We start from the raw sequence: 19510 nt of genomic DNA on the forward strand, positions 1-19510 counted from the left end.
CTGGGTCCTGGTCCCCACCTTCGAACGCTCCACCCTCTTTCTCTATGAAGATGGACGCCTCAAAGAGACACGGTTTTTTGATTAAAAACGGCACCTGAAACAGTAACGCTTCGATTCCCCCCCCCTGCGCCAGGGATATCCGTCCCTGGGCGTTTCCGACCCTTCCGGTTGCCCCAGCCAGAGTTACCCTGAAATGCTTATTATTGAAATCAGACCTGGCTTTTTTATAATAGATTGAGCGCAGCGACTCCTCGAACCAAGAACGAGGAACCAAGCACTAAGAACGCTTTTAATAGAGGAATATCCGTCCTTGGGCGTTCCTGACCGTTCCGGTTGACCCGCGGTGCGCAAGCACACCCTACCCTCGCAGCCCCCACACCGTCGACAACGCGTCACATCAGGGTTCCCGGCCGCCGAAACCATCTCAAGCCCCTACCCCCCCATTTTATGTATTTTACTTTCATGTTTTTCGTGATTGACATGTTTTTTAAGGTTATTAAAAGCCTTTGGACCACGAACGAAGAACCAAGAACGTTCTTCCCTTTCGCCATCTCCCCCAGCCCCGGCTTTTGGCCTCGTTCAAACAGGGTTACACCTTTGAAGTGTGGAGTGAAGGCACCACGGGACCCTCCTGGGCGCGCCGTGCTCCGTCGCGGCTTTTTTTACCGGGGGCTTGCCCCTGCCAGAGTTACCCTGAAATGCTTATTATTGAAACCAGACCCGGTTTTTTCATAACAGATTGAGCGCAGCGACTCCTCGAACCAAGAACCCGGAACGAAGCACCAAGAACGTTTTTGATAGAGGGATATCCGTCCCTGGGCGTTTCCGACCCTTCCGGTTGCCCCGCGGTGCGCAAGCACACCCTACCCTCACAGCCCCCACACCGTCGACAACCTGTCACACCGTAGGGTATGCTTGCGCACCATTGCCAAAGAAACCAAAACCTTTTGCCATTCCTTGGTGGCGTGGGGGATATCCGTCCTTGGGCGTTTCTGACCGTTCCGGTTAATCCGCGGTGCGCAAGCACACCCTACCCTCGCAGCCCTGACGCCGTCGGCAACGCGTCACACCGTAGGGTGTGCTTGCGCACCATTGCCAAAGAAACCAACACCTTTTGACATTCCTTGGCGGCGTGGGGAATATCCGTCCTTGGGCTTTTCTGACCGTTCAGGCCCCCTGCGCCACCCTACCCGACACAGATTTTCTGAAAGTATTGATTTTCGGTGCTGTTCGAGGTAAGAAAGCATCACATTACATTTTATCAACCCATGAAAAATCAGGATGTTAGACATGTCCATTATTGCACCTTCCATATTGTCCGCAGACTTTTCAAAACTTGGCGATGAAATCAAGGCGGTGGAGGCAGCCGGCGCTGGCTGGATTCACATCGACGTGATGGACGGCCACTTCGTACCAAACCTCACCTACGGCCCCATTATCGTGGAAGCATCCAGAAAAGTGACGGACCTGCCCCTGGACGTTCATCTCATGATCGAAAAGCCTGATCAGCTGATTCCGGCCTTTGTCAAAGCGGGCGCGGACTGGATCTCTGTACACGCCGAGGCATGCACCCATCTGAATCGATCCATTCAGCTCATCAAATCACTGGGCGCCAAAGCCGGTGTGGCCTTGAACCCTGCCACTCCCTTGAGCGCCATCGAGTGGGTACTGGACGAGCTCGATTTTGTTGTCGTCATGAGCGTCAACCCGGGATTCGGCGGCCAGTCCTTTATCGAAAACAGCCTGGACAAGATACGTGAGATCAAACGCATGATCACTGAAAGAGGGCTCTCCACCCTGATTCAGATCGATGGCGGGGTGAACAAAAAGACCATCCGCACCATCGCCGAAGCGGGCGTGGATTCCTTTGTGTCGGGCTCGGCCATCTTCGGCAGCGACAGCTACGAAGAGACCCTCGCCTTTTTCAAAAAAGAGATCAGCGAAGCCACAAAATAGCTCATTCACCTTGAAACCGAACGGCGAAATGCATGAGCCAAATCCTCATGCATTCGCTTTCCCAACGGATTTATAAGGCGGAAACCTGCTTTCAAGGTGACACACCTTGCCGCCGGAGGCATGGTTTTTGTGCGTTTATTTTTTTTCCGCACCCGAAGGCCATCCATCAACCAATGACGACCGCCCCGGCGGTTGTCGACAACCGGGAGGACCCTGTGAAACCCATGGTCATCGACGTCATTCATGGTCCCAACCTCAACATGCTGGGACGCCGGGAGCCAGAAATCTACGGCACCACCACCCTGGCCGATATCGACCGGGAGCTCATGGAATACGGCACCTCACAGGGTGCCGATATCGAGAGCTTTCAATCCAACACGGAAGGTGAGATCGTCGACCGCATCCAGGAAGCCTTCGGGCGCGTAAGCGGCGTCATCATCAACCCGGCCGCCTACACCCACACCAGCGTCGCAATCCGTGACGCCCTGGCCATGCTCTCCTGCCCGGTGGTGGAGATTCACCTCTCCAACATTCACAAGCGGGAGCCGTTCCGTCACCACTCCTATATCTCTGGCGTGGCCGACGGGGTTATCGCCGGTTTCGGTGCCCGCGGCTATCTCATGGCCCTTCAAGCCATCCTTGAGATGATCCGAAAATAAGCAGCCCCCTTTTACCGGTGGCTCCCCTTGCTTCACCCTGACAAGGCGCGTGTACATGGAACCCAACCCAACCTTTCTGAACCTGCCCGAAGAAAAAAAACGCCGCATCGAAAAGGCGGCGGCTGACGAATTTTCCGACAACGGATACCGCAGCGCGAGTATCAACACCATTGTCTCCAAAGTCGGCATCGCCAAAGGCTCCATCTTCCAATACTTCGGAGACAAAAAAGGATTATTCCTTTTTATTTTCGGACAGTCCGTGGATAAGGTGAAGAATTACCTCAAGGAGGTTCGTGATGCCACCACCGAGGCCCCTTTGCACCTTCGGCTGGAAGAGACCCTGAAAGCCGGCGTGGACTTCACCCAGAAGCACCCGGTGATTTACCGTCTTTATGTTCGCACCCTGGCGGAAAAAGAGATCCCCTTCCGTGCTGAAATCCTTACTTCCATTCGGAACTACAGCCTGGAGTACCTGCGCTCGCTGCTCGACACGGCCAGGGAAAAAGGGGAGCTGCGAGACGGAGTGAATATCGACGTGGCCTGTTTTGTGATCGACGCCAGCATGGATCGCTTTCTTCAGGCCCTGACTCTGCCGCACATGGACGGGGGCCTGGGCATCCACAACGCGGATGAAAAAGAGTTGGAGATAAAAATTAAACACCTGTGCGACAGCCTGCTTTCGGGAGTCACCCCATGACGCCCATCCTGATTATTGCCGCCGTGGATCTGGAGCTGGCCCCGGCTCTGGCCCAATTTCAAGCCAAAAAACCCCTTGCCATCGCAGGCCGCACAGGGATGACCCTGCAACTCAAGGACCAGCCCCTGATCGCCTTGACCGCAGGCCCCGGAGCGGTCAACACCGCCCAAAGCCTGACCGCCGCCATCGAACGGTTCTCCCCGGGGCTCATCATTCAGGTGGGCTGCGCCGGGGGGTTTGCAAAGTCAGGAATCGCCGTGGGGGACGTGGCCGTGGCCACCGAGGAGATCGATGTTCATATGGGCCTTGAGCTTGAGAGCGATGAAAAAAGCGTCCGACTGGCTCCCCTGCCCTTTCCCGTCATGGAGACCGGCGGACGGACATACCGGCACCGGTTCCTCCTGGATCGGGACCTTGCCGACGAAGCCGCTGCTGCAATCCGCAATGAAAATCTCACCGGCTTCACCCTCCACAAAGGCTCCTTTGTCAGTGGCTCTACCATTACGGCCACCACCGCCCGCGCCAAAGGACTCTTCGACCTCTACTGCCCCGTCATGGAATCCATGGAAGGGGCCGCTGCCGCCCACACCGCCCTTCACTACGGCATCCCCTTTCTCGAAATCCGAGGAGCCAGCAACCTCGTAGGCCGACGCGACAAAGAGGCCTGGAATCTTCCCCTGGCCTTTGAAAACAGCTGTGCCTGCCTGATGGCGTTTTTGAAACGTAACTATTCAGTTCCTGTGAAATCAAAAGAGGCTCCGGTGGAATGGGGTAAGAAAAGGGGGCCAGCGGCACCCTTATGTGACGCGTTGCCGACGGTGTGGGGGATGTGAGGTAGGGTGTGCTTGCGCACCATGGATCAACCGCAACGGCCAAGAAAACTCATGCACGGATACCCCTCAAGCAGCATAGAAATGGCAAAAGGTGTTGGTTTTCCGAACAAATGGTGCGCAAATACACCCTACGTGGTGTCACGTGGCGGGTTGTTTTCGTTACTCTGACCGTCTGAAGTAGATGGGGGCTGAATAGTTACAATTGTTGTAACTATTCAGCTTGCCTTCGGCGAATCGCTTTTTAAAAAAAGCCCAAAAAAAGACGGGCCGAAACGGAGCGCCGCACTCCGGTGCGGCTTTTTAGTTCGTCGTTATTCATGCCGCACCGGAGATCAAGGGTGTTCAGGGGGCGATGTGAACACCCTCAGGACCGAAAGAAAATTCTATAATCACTTAAGAGACTCGCCAGAACACACTCATATAGTTTACCATTTTACCCATAGGCGCCAGCTATGAACCGAACCATCGCATACTCTACCTGCCCCAACGATACGTTCATTTTTCATGCCCTCATCCATGGACTGGTCAAGGCAGGAGACCTTACATTTGAGCCCCATCTCCACGACGTCGAGGCATTAAACACCTTTGCGTTGGCGAGAGAATTCGACATCACCAAGCTCTCCTTTGCCGCCATCGGACACTTAAGGGATCGCTACGCGCTGCTGCGAAGCGGAGCCGCCCTGGGCCGGGGCTGCGGACCCCTCATCGTGGCCAGGCCCGGTTTTGACCCCAAGCGCCTGAAAGAGGTCCCCATTGCCGTCCCAGGACTCATGACGACGGCTCACCTCCTCCTGGGCCTCTACCTGGGCAAAGCGCCCCAGGCCGTCCCCATGGTCTTTGACACCATCATGCCAAAGGTGGCCGCAGGCGAGTTCGAAGCGGGCCTGATCATCCACGAGAGCCGCTTCACCTATCCCGAGCAGGGGTTGACATGCGTTGACGACCTCGGTGCCTTCTGGGAGCGTGAAACAGGCCTTCCGATTCCCCTGGGCGGCATCGCCGCTGCCCGCGATCTGCCAGCAGATGAAATCCACCGCATCGATGCCGCCATCTCCCAAAGCGTCAAACACGCCTTTGCCCACCCCGAAGCCTCCCGGGACTACATCCGCAGCCACGCTGTGGAGCTCTCCGATGAGGTCACCCAAAGCCACATCAACCTCTACGTCAACGACTTCTCCATCGACCTGGGAGACGAGGGCATTGCCGCCGTCGAAGCCCTCATGGACCGAGCGGTGAAGAGGGGTCTCATCCCGCCGTCTGATGTTCCGTTGTTTGTGTAATAAGGGATTAAAAGCGTGCTTGGTTCTTGGTGCTTGGTTCCTCGTTCAAGGGGTCGCTTCGCTCCGTCTATTATTAAAGCGTTCATGGTGCTTCGTGCTTGGTTCTTCGTTCGAGGGGTCGCTTCGCTCCGTCCATTATTAAAAAGCCATGCGCAGGTGGCTGGCGTGGTAAGCCCTCGTAAATTTAAGAGCTTTGCCAGTCACAGTGGACCCGCTGCCAGTGGCTTTAACAATGAAATGGAGACACCGCAGCACCCTTCTGGGCGCGCCGCGCTCCGCCGCGGCTTTTTTTGCCAGGGGCTTGGCCCCGGCCCGCCCCCCCTTAACAGCCAAAACTTGCCACGCATCCGTTATCACATCCCAGCGAACGACTCCCTTCCATCGGTATCGCGTAAATGCCGCGACGGAGCACGGCGCGCCCAAAAAACAGCGAAGCCGCATTTTGTGATTGTGATACGTGTTGAGACGGGGCCGGCGGATTGCGTGACGTTAAACGGTGCGGGAGCCGCACCCTACGCGCGCCGTGCTCCGCCGCGGCTCTTTTTGCCGGGGGCTTGGCCCCGGCCCGTATTCCCCTAAAAGACCCATTATTGAACATAGCCCGGACATTTCATGAGAAACCGCACCGCAAAAGGATATACAATTTTATTACAGAGTGTTGTGGCGAAAAAATCAGGTTTTCGAAAAATACAAAATGTCATTTTCGTTTTCTGTTCGATTTTCTCACCCTTCGGGATAGCCCTTTTTTTATCATTGATAGAGCGCAGCGACTCCTCGAACGAAGAACCAAGCACGAAGAACGAAGCACGCTCTTAACAACCCAGATAATTCAATCAAACAACAGCGCTATGTTGGTTTATGGGCCATGGGGATTCTTTTGAAGGGAAGGTTTCAAAGGGCGAGGCAAAGGCGGGGGTGACTCTTTCAGGGAGAAGGCCGAACTGGTACAACAAATCAAAAAACAGGGTCATCCCCTTGATCTCTGAGGCCCCCAGGGAGACCACAAGATGGTTAAAGTAATGGTTAAGGACGGCCTCTGAAAGGCCTGTTTTTTTATGGGCATCCGATACAACGCCATCTCTCTCTGCAAGGCCCCTGACGCGGGAGCAGTGAAACAGCTCCACGAGGCGATCCACCACGGCGGGGGCCATGATGCAAAAATCCCGACGAATGGCCCAGACCGCAAAAACAAAGGGAAGGCCCGTCATCTGTTTCCACTCTTCACCCAGATCATAGACATACGGGAACTCGGCCTGCCAGTCTGTCAAAAGGGCCGCGTCACCGATCACCAGAGCGCCATGGGCCCCTTCGGGCAGATCCGAGGGCGTATGCACTTTTCCCGGCTCAATGACCGGATTCACCCCTTTTTCACCCAATAAAATCCGCAGAAGCCCCACCGAGGTCTCAGACTCCTCCGTGACGATGACGCGCGCGCCGTCCAAGGCCCCCATGGGCTTTTTCGCCACAAACAGGACGCTCAGCACCTTGCCGTCAGAGGCGATGGACAGATCGGGCAAAAGCAACCATTCACAGGCATTTCGGGCATAGGCCGCCGAGGAGACAGGGCTCATCACCACCTGCCCTGTTTTGAGCATGGCATTCAGGGTTGCCGGAGGCTGTGTCACCATGGAGAGCCACTCGGGACAATCGCCGTGGTCGATGCCATGGTAAACCGGTGAGACGTTGATATAGCTTATGCGACCGATGGGAATCTTACTCATATGATTACCTTTCAGGGTAAAAATTTGGTGAAATACATGCCTCCGGGGAGCCTTCCCAGACGGAGCCTGGGAGCGAGAGAGGGGACCTCTTCACTGTGAGAACCTGTTTGTCAAAATTTCGTCTTGGTCATCGTTTGTACCGCGGCCATAAAAAATGGGCCGAAACGGCCTTAGCCCGGATATTTGATGAGAAAACGACCAAATCAAAATAATAATATGTGTGACTATTCATCCCAATCTACCCCAGACAGCCAGAATAACGAAAACCTCCAGCCATGCGAAACCTCGTAGGGTGTGCTTGCGCACCATTGCCCGTATAACCGGTACCCTTCGCCCTTTCAATTCGGTGCAAGGATCATCCAAACACATCGACTTCGATGATCGATGCGGTGCTTCAGCGGTGCGCAAGCACACCCTACCTTACAACCCCCATGCCACCGGAGCCTCTTTAGATCTCATAGAGGCTGAATAGTTCCATTTGATTTATCAAAGAATACGCACATCCAGGCGTTCATCAAAAAGCCACTCAAAGGAGAAAAAGCGCCCCGAAGCTTCCGGATAAAATTTAAGACACCGTGCCGAGGCTCCAGGCACAAGACGCCCAAACCGCTCGGAGAGCCCAAGGGCTTTTGCGCCATGTTCCGTGGCCATACGAAAAATTTCGGAGGCTGCCAGTCCGGGGGCATGGGCAGCCACAGCCCGCATCTCATCAAGAATGGAGAGGCTCTCACAGCTGGCCAGGCTGTCGGTGCCCAGGGCCACGGCCAACCCTGCCTCTGCCATGGCCGAAAGGTCCGGGGCTTGCCCATGAAGAAGCAGGTTACTGCGGACGCAGCAGGCCACCGTGGCCCCCGCCTCTGCCAGTCGCCTGAAATGGGGAGGGCCACTCTGAAGCAGGTGGACCACCAGGGTTTGATCATCCACCACCCCAAGGTCCAGAAGGTAGGAGACCGGATCATCGGCTGGAAGGGGCCAGCCGGAAAAATCAATACCACGCTCTGTCAGGAAGTCGGCCCAGCCCCCCTGGCCGGTGGTAATAAACTCGCGCTCGGCCTCTGATTCATCCAGGTGAATACTGAACGGACGCCCCGCATTTGCAGCCAGGGCCTTCATCTGCCGGATGGCTTCGGGATCCGTGGTGTGGGGCGCATGGGCGGCAAGGCTGATCCACGGGGCCTCTTTATGTGCCGGCGGCATGGCCAGGGAGTCCGGTGCCCCCAGGAGCTCCTGAAACCAGACGCCCTGTGCTTCCTTTTCATCAAACAAAGGCCTTGTGATACCCAGAGTCGAGATCTCACCAAAAACGAGGGTTCCGGCACTCTCAGCCTCTTGAACAGCCTCCCTGGCCGCCTCAAACAGAACCTCATCTGAATATCCACCGCGAACCACCAGAAGATCCCGTACCCATGCAGCAAACCCGGCGTCGCTTGTGACCCTGCCCTTCAGCGCGGACAGCTCCAGATGGGTATGCGCGTTGACAAAGGCGGGAAGAAGGGCTGCATCGCCATGGTCAATCACCGCTGTCCCTTTGGGACCCGCGCCGGAGCCCACGGAGACAATGACCCCGCCCTCGGTGACCAGATGACCCTGGTGAATCACCGTATCGGCGTCCGCCACCACCCATCTGGCCCGATGCGTCCGTCTCACGCACACACCTTCAGGTGGTTGTAAAAACAATCCCGCTGCACCGGGGTAAACCCGGCTGCGGCCACCACGCGAATCAGCTCCTCCTTGGGCAGCATGTGATCCACCCCTGCGGCGGCCACCACGTTCTCTTCGATCATGGTGGAGCCCATGTCATTGGCCCCGAAAAAGAGGGCCACCTGGGCGATCTTCTCCCCTTGCGTGACCCAGGACGCCTGAACATTGTCCACGTTATCCAGAAAGATCCGGGACAGGGCCAAGACGCGCAAGTAGGCATCGGCCGTGGCCTTCTCTAACTGGAGCTTTGTATGGGTGGGCTGAAAGGTCCAGGGAATAAAGGCGGTGAACCCGCCGGTCTCGTCCTGGAGATCCCGGATACGGACGAGATGCTCAACAATCTCTTCCGGGGTTTCCAGGTGACCAAACATCATGGTGGCGGTGGATCGCATGCCGACCCGGTGCGCCTCACGCATGACCCCCAGCCACTGGTCCACGCTGCATTTATTCGGAGAGACTTGCCTGCGCACCGCGTCCACGAGAATCTCTGCCCCGCCGCCGGGAATCGATTTCAGTCCGGCCTCCTTGAGCTTCATCACCGTCTCGGCGATGGAGAGGTCACTCTGGTCGGCGAGCCAGGAAATTTCAGGGGGAGAAAAACCATGAACGTGAATGGGAAAGGTGGCGGTGAGCCAGCGGAGAAGATCGATGTACCAGTCAAGGTCCAGGGCGGGATTCATCCCCCCCTGAAGCAGGATCTGAGTGCCCCCAAGCTCCAGGGTCTCTTCGATCTTCTGCCGGAAAGACTCACGGCTCAACACATAGCCGCCTTCGTCCCCCACTTTGGAGTAGAACGCGCAGAATTTGCACTCTGACATGCAGACGTTGGTGTAGTTGATGTTGCGGTCCACCACAAAGGTAACCGTCGGATCCGGGTGCTTTCCAAGCCGAAGGGCATGGGCCAGACTGCCGAGTTCCGGAAGGGTTGCCTGGGTAAAAAGCTCAAGCAGCTCCTCAGGGGTTACGCGATGACCCTTTGATATCTTTTGAAATAAAGCCTTCATCAACGCTTCCCCTAAGAGATATGATTGTAAAAAGAATCTCGTTCCACCGGCTCAAACCCTGCCCCACGAATCATGGCAAACATTTCAGCACGGGTGAGGCCTTTGGCCGAGGTGGCGCCAGCGGTATGGGTGATCCGCTCTTCGATGATGGTGCCATCCAAATCGTCGGCCCCGAAAGAGAGCGCGACCTGGGCCATCTTCTCCCCGATCATCACCCAATAGGCCTTGATATGGTCGAAGTTATCGAGCATGAGACGCGCCACCGCCACGTTCTTTAAATCATCCACGCCCGTGGTGGGCGGAAGGTGAGAGAGCTGGGTGTTCTTGGAGTGAAAGGCCAGGGGAATGAAAGACGAAAAACCGCCCGTTCGATCCTGTAAATCACGCAGGGTCATCAAATGTGCCACACGCTCCTCCAGAGTCTCTATATGACCGTAGAGCATGGTGGCGTTGGTGGGAATCCCTGCGTCATGAACCGTCTCCATCACCTCAAGCCAGCGGTCTTTCCCGATCTTCTTCGGAAAAAGGGCTTCATGGACCCGCTCACTCATGACCTCGGCCCCCCCACCCGGCATCATGGCCAGCCCCGCTTGTTTCAATTCAGCCACGGTTTCCGCAAGGGAGAGTCCAGACAGACGGGAAAGGTAATCGATCTCCACAGCCGTAAAGGCCTTGATGGTGGCCTCGGGCCGCACCTCGGCGATCGCCTTTAAAAGCCCCGTAAAATAATCGAAATCAAGGTTTTTATTCAGCCCCCCCACCATATGAATCTCGCGCACCGGCTCGTCCATACGCTCCCTAAGGCGTGACTTCACCTCCTCGATACTCCAGGTGTAAGCGTGGCCCGTGCCCTCATCCGTGGCAAAGGCGCAAAAGGTACACCGGTTGGAGCAGACGTTGGTGTAATTGACATGCTGGTTGTACACATAATAAGCCACATTACCGTGACGTTTCCTGCGCACAAAATCGGCCATTCGGCCCACACCCGACAGATCGTGGGAGGCATAAAGCACCATCCCGTCCTCGAAGGTCAACCGCTCTCCTGCCCTCACCTTGTCCCAGATGGACGCCAGCTTCAAATCGATAAAATCCATAATCCCCTCTTCTGCGAGGTATCTCAGACGGACGGCAACGCGCCAACCCCCTGATTCAGTTTATCTCTCTTCATGTGACCACCTGGTCAGTGACCACCCGGTCATATATACAGAGATTTTTCGCCCATGGCAAGAAAGATGAATGACCCCAAGGGGCTGCGAAGCCTTTCGGAGTCTCTCCTGACTGCATGCTGACGATGTCCTGGGGAACACAGTCATTCAGTCTTTGTCGATGGCGGGTTGACCGATTTTGAAAACCATTCTAAGAGTCAAAGAGACCTGCACACCTCGATGGAGCCATGGACGGACTCGTCCCGTCCTTCCCATCTGTGCTTACACCCTCTGACTTCTCAGGAGAAACCACCATGGAACTCAACACCCACCTGAACATAAACCACGCTCTCTGCGGCTCCATCACCGCCCTTCAAAAAGGACGCTGCGTCGTCACCCTGACCCCCACCCCTGAAATGGGTGCCGATGAGCAGAAACTTGTGCATGGGGGATTTATCTTCGGAATGGCAGATTATGCGGCGATGTGTGCGGTCAATGATCCCTATGTGGTGCTGGGGGCTGCGGAGACCCGATTTTTAAAACCGGTAAAGGTAGGGGAAATTCTCACGGCTGAGGCCGTGGTGGAGGAGACCGAGGGGAAAAAGAACATCGTTCCGGTCTCCGTCAAACGAGGAGAGGAGATCGTCTTCAAAGGAACCTTTACCTGCTTTGTCCTTGACGCGCATGTATTGGGGTAAAATTGAAAACCCAGGGAGCTGACACGTGTGACCCACAACGCAACCCGTCACACGCCGCACGAATGCGGACGCGATAAAGTTTGCGTGACCTCATCCAAAGCGCATTCGTAAACCAGCTTTCAAGGTGGCACACCTTGCCGCCGGAGGCGCTTTTATTTCTTTTTCCGCACCACGCGACGGACTTTCCGGACACGCTTCGTCCCTTCAGGTGCCGTTTTTTTCTCTTGGGAAACCTCTAACCCCTGTTTCGCCTGGGGAGCTTCCAGCCCCTGTTGCGTAAAGGTGCAAACCGATCGAGGACAGGAGAGACCATCTCCGGTCTCATTCTCAACGAGAAAGGGATTTTTGCAAAGGGGGCAGGCAAAGGGATAGGGGCGCTTCCAGGTCACAAAACCACAGGACCGATTGTCACACCTGTAAAAGGTTTTTCCATTGTCCGTGGTGCGCGTCTCCAGTTTCCCGCTGTTGCAGACCGGACACCCCAGGGACAGAGCTTCTTCGAAACGAGCCACGGCGGCGGCAATATCGCCGTCACTGTCACCCCGGGTCAAATTTTCACGGGTCTCTTTTTCAGACTCGCTTAGGGCCGCAGCCATCAGGCCACCTCGATGACGGTCCTCTTCAAGGCGTTTTTTTTCCAGAAGAAACGCTTCCTTCTGCCGTTCCAGTTCCATTTTTTCCCGCTGAAGGGTCAAAAAGGCGTCTCGCTGAATCTCTTCCTGGGAGCGCTGGGGGACGGTTTTGCTGGAATCATCTTGAGGCTCAACGAAACCAGGGGCTTCCGATGGGGCCGAGGCCTCGTCCTCCTCGGTGGAAACCACCAGAGTTCTCAAGGCTCCTTTGGGGGAAGCACTCGCCACCTCCTGAACCTTTACCTCTCGGCCCCTGTCATCAATGAGGCGTTTTCGAATCGTCGAGATCCGTTTGAGAAACCGATCACGCCGTGCTTCGGCCTCCGCCGGGTCTTCCTGTGGAACCGAGGCATTCTCCTCCTGGGGAACCAGGGTCTGGTCCACTTGCTCCAGAGCCTTATCAAGATCATTTCGTCCATCGACCAGCTCTTGAAGAATCTGAACGAGAAAGGCCGGCAAAACAATCCCCTGCATCTTGGGGTATTTTTCGTTTAATCCCGTCATGAGGCGGCTGGCAAGCTCACCGATTTCAGGGGCCTCGTCCGTGCCAGCCAGGAGCCCGTCCTGACGAATCATCCCGAGCACCTCCGCCACGCGATCCTTTAGAAGCAGCCCCAGTTCGATGGCCTCTTCCACAATATCCTGAAGGGAAAAACCAGACCCCTCTTCCGTATGAATCAAAACAAGAAGAGAAAAAGCGTCAATGCTGGGGCCGAGACATTGCCAGACAGAGGTATAGCCATCGACTCCGGTCAATCGTTTCTGGACGTGAAATTCAAAGGTATCTTTTAAATCGACATTCATCAATCACACTCGCTACACCAACGGCGCCATGTTCGACGCTACAAATTTAAAGGAAATCCAACCCATGACAGGCCTGCTGTGGGTCATTCCGTATCCGAGACGGTATCGTCCGGCGAAATCACCCCAGCCACTACGTCCACACAACGGCCATCCCGGCCAATCATCAACGAAAGAGTAATACGAGCCTGAAAATCCATTTGATAGGCAATGCGGTCTTCCTTGACCGTGAGTCGCCCCTCTTTAAACTCAATGTCATCCTGAAGCGAAAGCTGATACTTCTCCTCCAGCAGCTTTTCAATCACATCCCAGTCAAGGCTTCCGGTGACAATATCCATCAGATCCCGCTCACCCTTTGCAAAGGCATCATCGGGAACCAGTTTCTTCTCTTTTTCAGTCATATTCGTGCCATCCAGGTCGGCCTGGTGCATTGCATCCTCTCCATCACGGGTCTGTTTCTGCCTCAAGCATCTCCCGAGCCAGATCCAAAAATGCCTGCGCTCCAGGGGACATCACATCCACCAGAGCTGCGGGAGTTCCTATTGCCATTCCCTTTCGGATGGTATCACAATCCGGCAGTCGACCGACGAATTGCATGCGGGTTTCATCCAAGGCCGGAGCTGACGGCCCCATATAGACCAACCCCACCCCTTTCAGGCCGGGGTTCACACACTTTAATACCTCTTCGACACAATAACCGGCCTCCTTAAGCTGAGAATTACCATTCCAGCCTGGATGGAGGGGGACAAGGGCCAAATCAGAAGCGATGAGGGCACTTTTTACAAAAAACCCGTTCCCCGAGGGCGTATCAATGATCACAATATCATACCCCCGTCCGGGTTTTCGAAGGCTTAAATTCAGCACCCTCTCCTTTTCAGGATTAAAGACCAGAAAGGCTTCCGCCTCTTTTTCTCCTGCCGACGCCGGTATCACGTCAAGGTAAGCCGTCAATCCAGAGACAATGGCCCCGCGTGGGCTCACACAACCACTGACCACGTCCGCAACGCCGCAAGAGGGGCTGATGCCTTCACCCATCAGCATCTGTGATCCCACGCCGGAGGAGGTACAGTCCACATAGAGTGTTCGTTTTTCCAGGAGGGCAAAGGAAAAAGCCAGATTAATGGCCAGCGTCGTCTTGCCGGAGGCCGCCAGGGGATTCAAAAGTGCGATGGTGAGGTTCATGGCACAGACTCTTCAGAGGTTAGAAATCATCGGATAGGTTTCGACGGTTTCGAATGGCTATCTGCATAACCGCAGTCAATTTAAATAAATATCCCTCGTAGGAATAACACAATTGTGCCGCCATGTGAACTTGCATCACTCCAATTAGCACCTGTTACCCGGCTGGATACGCAGGGTATTGTGACCCTTGTCCGATTGGGTTATGGTGACGCATCACTGATCCCTAAAAAACAATCGCCCCCGTCGTCACCACCGTCTTACTAAAATGATCTTATGAGCCTTGATTAACCCTATGAATTCCCGCCCTGAAAAAAAGACCGCGTTCACACTTGATGCCATGAACGGGGTGATCGAACACCTCGGTTACGCCACCCACTCACGAAACATGGCGTACCTGAAAACCCTCCTCTCTTATGCCGACCTCAAGGGGGGCTACAGTTCCCAATCCATGGACCCAAGCCACCTGATCCAATCCATCTGGAACACAACGGATCCCGGACAGCTGCGCTCCAAACGGAAAAACCTCAGCACCATTCGAACCTCCATAAATAAAGACCTCTCCCGGCTGTTCCAGGAAGGGAAAAACCCGGAAGGGGTCACCATCTCACCGGACCATGCCCTGGTGGTCTCCCAGGAAGCCAAGGAAGCCTTCTACGCTCCCTTTGCCGATCATTTTAATCATTCGCATATTCTCGAACTCGAAAAAGCAAGTGCCCTGTTAGATGCCCTCGCCGAGATGGCTGAAAAAGAGGACGCCCCCATTGACGGCGCCGAGGATCTGGCCGAAAAACTGAAGCGTGCGGTTGATGCGCTGGAAAAAATGGGGGATGCCCCCCCAGAAGAAAAACCCGAGGTCATCGAAGAGACAGTCCCGGATGATGACATCGAGAAGACTGAAGTCGAAGAGGTCGAGGTCGAACAGGCTGAGGTTGAAGAGGTTGAGGTTGAACTGGAAGAGGATGACGTCTTCGAAGAGATCGCTGACGACGAGATCGAAGAGGTGGAAGACAGTCTGGATGAAGAGGACACCTTCGAGGAGGTCGCGGACGACGAGATCGAAGAGGTGGAAGATAATCTGGATGAAGAGGACACCTTCGAGGAGGTCGCGGACGACGAGATCGAAGAGGTGGAAGATAATCTGGATGAAGAGGACACCTTCGAGGAGGTCACGGACGACGAGATCGAAGAGGTGGAAGATAATCTGGACGAAGACGACGCCTTCGAGGAGATCGCTGAAGAGCCGCCGGCATGGAATGCCGACGAGGATCCTGACGCCATGCGGGAGCGGGCCGAAAATTTTGAGGCTTTGCTCAATGAGTCCGAACGGTACTACAACCGCTATATCGAGATCCCAGCCGGACGCTATCCCACAATCGACCCGGTAACCGGCGAAGAAACCGAGGCGGAACTCAACGCCTTCCTCGCAGGAAAATACCCCATCACCAATGCCCTCTTCGAGGTCTTCATCAGCCGAACCGGATACAAAACAACCGCCGAAGAGAGGGGTTTCGGTGCGGTATATGAACCCCGGCTGACCCGGCAAACCAACGGAAAAGGCATCAGCCTCTCCACAAGCAAAGGGTTGCGTCTCATGCGGGGAGCCACCTGGCACAAACCGTCCGGAATCCATTCTTCCGTACACACCAGCGCCCACCACCCCGTGGTCCAGGTAAGCTACGAAGACGCCATGGCCTTTGCCTCATGGTCCGGCAAACGGCTACCCACCCTGAGCCAGTGGCTCACGGCTGGCGGTAAAACAGCCACCCCCTACCCCTGGGGGGAAGCCTGGGAGAGTCACCTATGCAACACCGAAGAGGTGGGAGCAGGCGGAACGCTCCCGGTGGATACCTTCCCCAATGGTGCGAGCCCCTTCGGAGTGTACGATCTCATGGGCAACACCCTGGAGTGGGTCTGCGACCTGCGCCCCGAAAAAAAGGGGGAGCCCGTTAAAACAGCGATGGGAGGCAGCTTCCTCTCGGACCGCACCCTCACACGTCAACAACTCCACACCTTTGACACCCGATTTTCATCCAATATTCTCGGCTTTCGCTGTATTGGCGGGTAGACCTCGACACAGGACTTCCGGCGGTGATATAGTTCCACCGAAAATTCCGGCAAACACCATGCGCCAGACCTCAGATATCTATGGGCCTGCCTCGTACCATAGTAAGGAGAACACAACGTGAGTGACCTTTACCAACATCGACTCGATACACTTCAGGAAACACTGAACCAGAACGGCTTCGACGCCTGCCTCATCATGCAGGAAGAGAATCGCAGATATTTAAGCGGATTCACCGGGGAAGACAACAGCGTGGATGAATCCGCCGGAGCCCTGATCATTGGCCCCAAGGGCCGTATTCTGGCCACAGATTCCCGTTTTGAGCTCCACGCCATCCATGAAGCCACGCTCTTTGAGGTCCACGTCTACAAAGAGGGCCTGCACAAGGACCTCCCCGAACTCCTCGCCCGTGTAGGGGCCAGCCGCGTCGCCTTTGAAGAGACACGCGTCTCTGTGGGCCGCTACAACCTGTTCACCAAAGCCCTGAGAGAAAAAGAGGCCAAGGTAGAGCTGGTGGCCCATGAGGACATGACGGCCCCCATGCGCGCCATCAAAAGCACCGATGAAATCACCACCATGAGACAAGCCCTGGCCATCGCCGAGGCCGCTTTTTCAGCCGTAAAAGCCCGCCTGAAACCCGGACTCAGTGAAAAAGCCATCGCCTGGGAGATGGAAAAAGAGATGCGAAGCCGTGGAGCCGAAGGCCTCTCTTTCCCCACCATCGTCGCTTCAGGCCCCAATGCCGCCCTCCCCCACGCCGTCCCCGGCAAGCGTATCGTAAACATCGGAGAACCCATTCTCATTGACTGGGGTGCCCGCTACAACGGCTACTGCAGCGACTCCACCCGAACGGTTGTCCTCGGCGCGCCTTGCGATACCTTTAAACGCGTCTTTGATACCCTCTTTGAGGCCCAGGCGCGTGCTGTCGACGCCATCTGCGACGGTGTCAGCGGCAAAGCCGTCGATGCGGTCGCCCGGGAGTTCATCGAAAAAACCTTTCCCGACGGTTTCGGCCATGGCCTCGGACACGGCGTGGGCATTGAAGTCCATGAAGCCCCACGCCTCAGCCCCATCAAAGACAACACCCTCAAGGCGGGCATGGTGGTCACCGTGGAGCCCGGCATCTACCTTCCCGACTGGGGCGGCATCCGCCTGGAAAACATGGTCCTCGTCACCGAAAATGGCGCTGAAGTCCTGAACACCCTCGACTACCATGACTTTGTGATCGCGCTTTAAAAAAAACGTGCCTCCCTGCCTGCCGGTTGCAACGGATCCTTACGGCCATGCAACCGCGTCAGGCCCAGCCGGTCCGCACCGGCGCCTTTGTCCACCCCCCATACTCTGGTTTTTATGCCTTCACACCTCAACCACCACATCGATCTGTTCATCAGCCATCTCCGCATTGAACGCGGGCTGGCAGAGCTGAGCATCGACGCCTATGCCTCCGATCTGTCACGGTACGCCTTATTTCTGGAGGCCAACGAATTCACGGGAGTCACCGAAGATGATACCTATGCCATCTTAAAACACATGATCAACTTAAGAGACGAAGGGCTGGGTTCCCGCTCCCGCGCCCGGCACCTGGTCTCCATCCGCTCTTTCTACCGGTTTCTTGCTGAGGAAAAAATTCTCGCAAGTGATCCGTCCGGTGTGATTGATTTTCCAAAAACCGGCCTGAAACTGCCGGACACCCTGTCGGTCTCCGAGGTAAAGCAACTTCTGGAGACACCCAACACAAAGACAGCCCGGGGCATGCGAGACGCCGCCATGATTGAGCTTCTCTATGCGGCCGGCCTCAGGGTCTCAGAACTCATTCATTTAGAGCTCAATGATATCAATCTCGAAGCCGGCTTTGTCCGTGTCTTTGGCAAAGGGTCCAAAGAGCGCATCGTTCCCATGGGCCAATACGCCATGGACAAGCTGAATCTCTATCTCACCACGGCTCGTCCCCTGCTCTTGAAGCTTCACACCAGCCGCACCCTTTTTGTCGCCCGAGCCGGAAAGCCCATGACCCGCCAGGGTTTCTGGAAACTTCTCAACAAATACACGCTCCTGGCCGGGCTTGAAGGCAAGATCAGCCCCCACACCCTGCGCCACTCCTTTGCCACACATCTGCTCGAAGGAGGCGCCGACCTTCGTGTGGTTCAGGTCATGCTCGGACACGCAGACATATCAACCACCCAGATCTACACCCACATCACCGGGGATCACCTGCGCATCATGCATCGCACTTACCACCCGAGGGGGTAACCACGGAGGCACCCCATCCCGAGTTTGCAAAATGCCTTATTTTTTCCCAAGAATTCTTTACAGACCGTGGCCACCCCTTTATGATGCAGGGGTGAATGGATTGATCAGGATCGAACCTCCTCGCAGCTGAAAAGCCTCGGCGGAGAGCCTGACACAACCCTTTTTCCCGAGCTTTTAACGCCCGGCAACCTTAACCGACTGGGTCAAATGGTTTATCCCCTGCCTCTTCCGGTGCATGTCCCATCGCGTGACAGCAACCTCAGAGGCTCCCTGCAAAGGATTTTACCATTCGACAGGCAATAGATGTGAATGTATGAACAGCAACAAACGCAATGACTCTCCCGGGGTGATGAAGAGCCTCTTCATGGTCTACCTGATTCTTGGCGGACACCTTCTCCTCATCGTGGCGCTCTGTTTTTTTGTCCTCTTTTTCCGGGGCCTCGTCAACTACCTGCCCTGGATCTTTATGGGCGGTGTCAGCCTTGTGGCCCTTTCGGCCTTCCTCATTTACAAACGCATGAAAACGGAAGGCAAGGCACTGAAAGAGATCCTCTCCCTGCCCATGCTCCAGGGGAAAACCGTGGAGATCAGCATTCTCGGTGGACTCGCCTCCGTGCGTGTGGAAGACCCGCATCCGCAACAGCCCATGGCCATTGCCAACGACACGGGGAATCAGGGTCGCCCGATCCATGCCCTGCCCCCGTCGAGCCATGTGACGGAGCTCCTGGAGCTTGCCCACCTGCTCGACAACAACCTCATCACCATGGACGAATACAACAAGGCGAAAAAGAAAGTCATCAACTGAATCTGTGCCTCGTCTAAAAAAATGACCAAAAAAACCCCGTTTCACACGCACTGACGTGTAAAGCGGGGTTTTATATTTGAGGTC

17 protein-coding genes are annotated in these 19510 nt (G+C 55.6%); 10 read left to right on the top strand and 7 right to left on the bottom strand.

Annotated elements, in window-relative coordinates; genetic code table 11:
- Nucleotides 1–1290 precede the first annotated feature (1290 nt).
- The 5 genes from rpe (at nucleotide 1291) to Q1Q75_RS10730 (ending at nucleotide 5425) form a co-directional block, all read left to right on the top strand.
- Nucleotides 1291–1956 (top strand): ribulose-phosphate 3-epimerase, encoded by a 666-nt coding sequence (gene rpe / locus Q1Q75_RS10710; protein ID WP_300670212.1) that lies wholly within the window; start codon nucleotides 1291–1293, stop codon nucleotides 1954–1956.
- Between the two features lie 224 nt (nucleotides 1957–2180).
- Nucleotides 2181–2615, top strand: a complete 435-nt coding sequence (gene aroQ, locus Q1Q75_RS10715; protein ID WP_300670309.1) for a type II 3-dehydroquinate dehydratase — start codon at nucleotides 2181–2183, stop codon at nucleotides 2613–2615.
- Nucleotides 2616–2670: 55 nt separating this feature from the next.
- Nucleotides 2671–3312: a TetR/AcrR family transcriptional regulator gene (locus Q1Q75_RS10720; RefSeq protein ID WP_300670214.1), complete on the top strand. Its 642-nt coding sequence runs from the start codon at nucleotides 2671–2673 to the stop codon at nucleotides 3310–3312.
- Nucleotides 3309–4145: a futalosine hydrolase gene (gene mqnB / locus Q1Q75_RS10725; protein WP_300670216.1), complete on the top strand. Its 837-nt coding sequence runs from the start codon at nucleotides 3309–3311 to the stop codon at nucleotides 4143–4145. The genes Q1Q75_RS10720 and mqnB overlap by 4 nt, the downstream gene beginning before the upstream one ends.
- Before the next feature lie 452 nt (nucleotides 4146–4597).
- On the top strand, nucleotides 4598–5425 hold the full coding sequence (locus Q1Q75_RS10730; RefSeq protein WP_300670218.1) for a 1,4-dihydroxy-6-naphthoate synthase: 828 nt from the start codon (nucleotides 4598–4600) through the stop codon (nucleotides 5423–5425).
- 833 nt (nucleotides 5426–6258) lie between these two features.
- Here Q1Q75_RS10730 and Q1Q75_RS10735 read toward each other — a convergent pair.
- From Q1Q75_RS10735 to mqnE, 4 genes are all read right to left on the bottom strand, one after another.
- Nucleotides 6259–7146 (bottom strand): menaquinone biosynthetic enzyme MqnA/MqnD family protein, encoded by an 888-nt coding sequence (locus Q1Q75_RS10735; protein WP_300670220.1) that lies wholly within the window; start codon nucleotides 7144–7146, stop codon nucleotides 6259–6261.
- 486 nt (nucleotides 7147–7632) lie between these two features.
- Nucleotides 7633–8793: an amidohydrolase family protein gene (locus tag Q1Q75_RS10740; RefSeq protein WP_300670222.1), complete on the bottom strand. Its 1161-nt coding sequence runs from the start codon at nucleotides 8791–8793 to the stop codon at nucleotides 7633–7635.
- Entirely contained in the window at nucleotides 8790–9851 is a 1062-nt protein-coding gene (mqnC, locus tag Q1Q75_RS10745) for a cyclic dehypoxanthinyl futalosine synthase (RefSeq protein ID WP_300670224.1), read from the bottom strand. The genes Q1Q75_RS10740 and mqnC overlap by 4 nt, the downstream gene beginning before the upstream one ends.
- Before the next feature lie 11 nt (nucleotides 9852–9862).
- Entirely contained in the window at nucleotides 9863–10945 is a 1083-nt protein-coding gene (mqnE, locus tag Q1Q75_RS10750) for an aminofutalosine synthase MqnE (protein ID WP_300670226.1), read from the bottom strand.
- A 365-nt stretch (nucleotides 10946–11310) separates the two neighbouring features.
- Here mqnE and Q1Q75_RS10755 point away from each other — a divergent pair, with 365 nt between their 5' ends.
- Complete coding sequence (locus Q1Q75_RS10755; RefSeq protein WP_300670228.1) at nucleotides 11311–11694, top strand: hotdog domain-containing protein; 384 nt, start codon at nucleotides 11311–11313, stop codon at nucleotides 11692–11694.
- Nucleotides 11695–11846: 152 nt separating this feature from the next.
- Here Q1Q75_RS10755 and Q1Q75_RS10760 read toward each other — a convergent pair whose 3' ends face one another.
- The 3 genes from Q1Q75_RS10760 to Q1Q75_RS10770 all read right to left on the bottom strand — a co-directional run bounded on the left by Q1Q75_RS10760 (nucleotide 11847) and on the right by Q1Q75_RS10770 (nucleotide 14309).
- Nucleotides 11847–13130 carry a DUF1936 domain-containing protein gene (locus tag Q1Q75_RS10760; RefSeq protein ID WP_300670230.1) on the bottom strand — a complete coding sequence of 428 codons (1284 nt, stop codon included), beginning with the start codon at nucleotides 13128–13130 and terminating at the stop codon, nucleotides 11847–11849.
- Nucleotides 13131–13213: 83 nt separating this feature from the next.
- Entirely contained in the window at nucleotides 13214–13558 is a 345-nt protein-coding gene (locus Q1Q75_RS10765) for a hypothetical protein (RefSeq protein WP_300670232.1), read from the bottom strand.
- A 13-nt stretch (nucleotides 13559–13571) separates the two neighbouring features.
- Nucleotides 13572–14309, bottom strand: coding sequence for a ParA family protein (locus Q1Q75_RS10770; RefSeq protein WP_300670234.1), 738 nt, complete (start codon nucleotides 14307–14309; stop codon nucleotides 13572–13574).
- A 292-nt stretch (nucleotides 14310–14601) separates the two neighbouring features.
- Here Q1Q75_RS10770 and Q1Q75_RS10775 point away from each other — a divergent pair, with 292 nt between their 5' ends.
- The 4 genes from Q1Q75_RS10775 to Q1Q75_RS10790 all read left to right on the top strand — a co-directional run bounded on the left by Q1Q75_RS10775 (nucleotide 14602) and on the right by Q1Q75_RS10790 (nucleotide 19426).
- A complete protein-coding gene (locus tag Q1Q75_RS10775; RefSeq protein WP_300670237.1) occupies nucleotides 14602–16374 on the top strand; it encodes an SUMF1/EgtB/PvdO family nonheme iron enzyme in 1773 nt (590 codons plus the stop codon).
- Nucleotides 16375–16491: 117 nt separating this feature from the next.
- Nucleotides 16492–17607: an aminopeptidase P family protein gene (locus tag Q1Q75_RS10780; RefSeq protein WP_300670239.1), complete on the top strand. Its 1116-nt coding sequence runs from the start codon at nucleotides 16492–16494 to the stop codon at nucleotides 17605–17607.
- A gap of 114 nt (nucleotides 17608–17721) precedes the next feature.
- Nucleotides 17722–18621 carry a site-specific tyrosine recombinase XerD gene (gene xerD / locus Q1Q75_RS10785; RefSeq protein WP_300670241.1) on the top strand — a complete coding sequence of 300 codons (900 nt, stop codon included), beginning with the start codon at nucleotides 17722–17724 and terminating at the stop codon, nucleotides 18619–18621.
- A 313-nt stretch (nucleotides 18622–18934) separates the two neighbouring features.
- Entirely contained in the window at nucleotides 18935–19426 is a 492-nt protein-coding gene (locus tag Q1Q75_RS10790; protein WP_300670244.1) for a hypothetical protein, read from the top strand.
- Nucleotides 19427–19510: the final 84 nt, after the last annotated feature.

Source organism: Desulfoluna sp., from assembly GCF_030145185.1.
In the GTDB taxonomy this organism is placed as follows: Bacteria; Desulfobacterota; Desulfobacteria; order Desulfobacterales; family Desulfolunaceae; genus Desulfoluna.